Below are 2,454 nucleotides of genomic sequence, written 5' to 3'. Positions count from 1 at the left end.
TGCTGAATGAAGAGAACCCGCATCAGCTGCAGCAGCTTATCCGGCTGCCGGGGCAGCAGTATGATGAGGAGTCCGGCCTGTATTACAACCGCCACCGCTATTATGACCCGCTGCAGGGGCGATATATCACTCAGGATCCGATTGGACTGAAGGGGGGATGGAACCTGTATGGATATCAATTGAATCCGATATCAGACATCGACCCCCTGGGTTTATCTATGTGGGAGGATGCAAAATCGGGGGCATGTACTAATGGTCTTTGCGGCACACTATCCGCTATGATAGGTCCAGATAAATTTGATTCTATAGATAGCACCGCATATGACGCCTTAAATAAAATAAATAGCCAATCTATTTGCGAAGATAAAGAGTTCGCTGGTTTAATATGTAAGGATAATAGTGGCAGATATTTCTCAACAGCACCTAACCGAGGAGAAAGAAAAGGATCATATCCATTCAATAGCCCTTGCCCTAATGGTACTGAGAAAGTATCAGCTTATCATACTCATGGTGCAGATAGTCATGGAGAATATTGGGACGAAATATTTTCAGGTAAAGATGAGAAAATAGTTAAAAGTAAAGATAACAATATCAAGTCATTTTATTTAGGTACGCCCAGTGGTAATTTTAAAGCAATAGATAACCACGGGAAGGAAATAACAAACAGAAAAGGATTACCTAATGTCTGCAGAGTTCATGGTAATATGTAAAAAAATATTGTTTAGGAACTGTGTCATTGTATCTTTGTTTGTTTTTACATACAACACATGGGCGCAGTGTAATAATAATATTAAAATAATGCGCAAGTATGAAAGTGAAGGTAAATATACCGTTAGAAATTTGGTTAAAAATAAAGCTATAGCATTGGAATTAGCTGAGATATATGTTAAGAATCGTTATGGACAGGATGCCGCAGAAGAAGAAAAACCATACGAAATCACTGAGTTAACAACAAGTTGGGTTGTTGAAGGTACCATTCACTCAGACCAAATTGCTGGTGGGGTTTTTATTATAGAAATAGGCAAAAATGATGGGAGAATTCTGAATTTTGGCCACGGAAAATAAGTATGTAAGGATAATCAAACATCGTGTGCGCTGATGGCAGAGTAGGTGGAGGACTCCAGACAGTCAAACGATAGAAAAAGATAGCCTTTATGGAGGTTCCTGCAATGTCAAATACATACCAGAAAAGAAAGGCAAGTAAAGAGTATGGTTTATATAATAAATGTAAGAAACTAAATGATGATGAATTATTTCGCTTACTTGATGATCGCAATTCCTTGAAAAGGATTTCATCTGCCAGAGTATTACAGTTAAGAGGGGGGCAAGACGCTGTTAGATTGGCAATTGAATTCTGCACTGACAAAAATTATATCCGTAGAGATATCGGAGCATTTATACTCGGGCAAATATAAATTTGCAAAAAATGCGAAGATAATGTTTTTAATATTTTGAACAATATGGCATTGAATGATAAGAGTGCTTGCGTTCGAGCTACGGCAATCGAGTCAACGGCCAGGGAAAGATCATCAAAAGTTCACTTTTTGCACTAAATAATTCGCATTTTATGTTTAAAAATTGAGATATTCCTTATTACCTGAAGCTGTTTTTTATTGCTTATACATGATCAAATACTCCTTACCTAATTAAGGAGAACAAAATGGAACTTAAAAAATTGATGGAACATATTTCTATTATCCCCGATTACAGACAAACCTGGAAAGTGGAACATAAATTATCGGATATTCTACTGTTGACTATTTGTGCCGTTATTTCTGGTGCAGAAGGTTGGGAAGATATAGAGGATTTTGGGGAAACACATCTCGATTTTTTGAAGCAATATGGTGATTTTGAAAATGGTATTCCTGTTCACGATACCATTGCCAGAGTTGTATCCTGTATCAGTCCTGCAAAATTTCACGAGTGCTTTATTAACTGGATGCGTGACTGCCATTCTTCAGATGATAAAGACGTCATTGCAATTGATGGAAAAACGCTCCGGCACTCTTATGACAAGAGTCGCCGCAGGGGAGCGATTCATGTCATTAGTGCGTTCTCAACAATGCACAGTCTGGTCATCGGACAGATCAAGACGGATGAGAAATCTAATGAGATTACAGCTATCCCAGAACTTCTTAACATGCTGGATATTAAAGGAAAAATCATCACAACTGATGCGATGGGTTGCCAGAAAGATATTGCAGAGAAGATACAAAAACAGGGAGGTGATTATTTATTCGCGGTAAAAGGAACCCAGGGGCGGCTAAATAAAGCCTTTGAGGAAAAATTTCCGCTGAAAGAATTAAATAATCCAGAGCATGACAGTTACGCAATCAGTGAAAAGAGTCACGGCAGAGAAGAAATCCGTCTTCATATTGTTTGCGATGTCCCTGATGAACTTATTGATTTCACGTTTGAATGGAAAGGGCTGAAGAAATTATGCGTGGCAGTCTC

At 38.4% G+C, this 2,454-nt stretch carries 3 protein-coding genes and 1 pseudogene; all 4 read left to right on the top strand.

The window, feature by feature from the left end:
- Positions 1–710: DUF4329 domain-containing protein (locus tag K0778_RS25630; protein ID WP_071608184.1), on the top strand; the 710-nt coding region annotated here is incomplete at its 5' end.
- Positions 682–1,065, top strand: a complete 384-nt coding sequence (yhhH, locus tag K0778_RS25625) for a protein YhhH (RefSeq protein ID WP_001271686.1) — start codon at positions 682–684, stop codon at positions 1,063–1,065. The genes K0778_RS25630 and yhhH, both read left to right, overlap by 29 nt.
- Positions 1,066–1,169: 104 nt before the next feature.
- Positions 1,170–1,520: pseudogene (locus tag K0778_RS25620) on the top strand (lyase); the annotation flags it as partial.
- Between the two features lie 140 nt (positions 1,521–1,660).
- Positions 1,661–2,454: ISAs1-like element ISEc1 family transposase (locus K0778_RS25615; protein ID WP_153520330.1), on the top strand; the 794-nt coding region annotated here is incomplete at its 3' end.

The organism is Escherichia sp. XD33, assembly GCF_019375075.1.
Taxonomy (GTDB): Bacteria; Pseudomonadota; Gammaproteobacteria; order Enterobacterales; family Enterobacteriaceae; genus Enterobacter; species Enterobacter flexneri_A.
Note: the sequence above shows the minus strand (reverse complement) of the source record. Positions and strands in the feature narration are given on the sequence as shown.